The 1,025-nt window shown below is 71.1% G+C and carries 2 protein-coding genes; both read left to right on the top strand.

Features of this window, described 5'->3' with window-relative positions:
* Positions 1-845 (top strand): DUF4097 family beta strand repeat-containing protein (locus ACOADB_RS22770; RefSeq protein ID WP_378604041.1); only part of this gene is annotated, 845 nt, incomplete at its 5' end.
* A gap of 40 nt (positions 846-885) precedes the next feature.
* A complete protein-coding gene (locus ACOADB_RS22765) occupies positions 886-1,011 on the top strand; it encodes a hypothetical protein (protein WP_378604038.1) in 126 nt (41 codons plus the stop codon).
* The last annotated feature ends 14 nt before the right edge of the window (positions 1,012-1,025 follow it).

Genomic DNA, 1,025 nt, shown 5'->3' with positions numbered 1-1,025 from the left:
AGGAGCACGCCATGTCCGAACCCGTCACCCGCGTCTTCGACACCCCCACCCCCGTTCACCTGTACGTCGAGAACGGCTCCGGCCGCGTCGTCGTCACCACGTCCGACCGCACCACCACCGAGGTGCGGGTGCGTGGCGCCCGCGCCACCGAGGTGACGGTCCAGGAGGAAGGTGACCGGATCAGCGTCATCGCTCCCAAGAACCGCACCGGCTTCTTCGGCGGCGACCAGCACCTCGACATCGAGATCCACGCCGGGCAGGGCAGCCACCTGGTCGCCAAGACCGGCAGCGCTGACCTGACTGCCTCGGGTCCGCTGGGCGACGTCCGCCTCAAGAGCGGGTCCGGCGAGTCCGTGCTCGACCAGGTCGACGGCGTCCTCGTCATCGACACCGGCTCGGGCGATGTCCGGGTCGCCGGTGCCGCGGGGGACCTCAAGATCCGCAGCGGTTCCGGAGATGTCGCCCTGGACCGGACCGGGGGATCGGCCTCGATCTCCACCGGCTCCGGCGACATCCGGATCGCCCACGCCCGTGGCCCGGTCGTCGTGAAGACCGGGTCCGGTGACCTCGAGATCGGTGAGGCCGAGTCCGACGTCGCGAGCACGACGGCCTCGGGTGACGTCCTGGTCCGGGCTGCCCATCGCGGCAAGATCAGCGCCAAGGGTGCGTCCGGTGACATCCGCGTCGGCGTGCCCGCCGGCACGCCGGTGTGGACCGACGTCAGCACCCTCAGCGGCCGGATCTCCTCGACGCTGCAGGCCGTCGGCGAACCGGAGCCGGGTGCTGACCACCTCGAGCTGCGCGCCACGACGGTGTCCGGCGACATCGCGCTCGTCCCTGCCTGACCTGCACTCCACCCGCCCAACACACGAGAGGAGGAACGCCATGTTCGAGATGCTCAATGAGGCCCGGGTCCGCCAGGACCTCGACGACCGCATGCGCAAGGCCCGTCAACGCCGCCTCGTGGCCCGCGTGAAGACCGCTCGCCGGAGGCCCGACCGCCTGGCGTGACGACAGTCACGGGT

Source organism: Nocardioides sp. CPCC 206348 (genome assembly GCF_048654705.1).
In the GTDB taxonomy this organism is placed as follows: Bacteria; Actinomycetota; Actinomycetes; order Propionibacteriales; family Nocardioidaceae; genus Nocardioides.
The sequence above is the reverse complement of the archived record's forward strand: the minus strand, read 5'-3'. Positions and strand labels throughout refer to the sequence as shown.

Bases quoted from the DNA above. Each gene is read 5' to 3' on its own strand.
- ACOADB_RS22765 (WP_378604038.1), top strand. From the start codon at position 886: ATGTTCGAGATGCTCAATGAGGCCCGGGTCCGCCAGGACCTCGACGAC.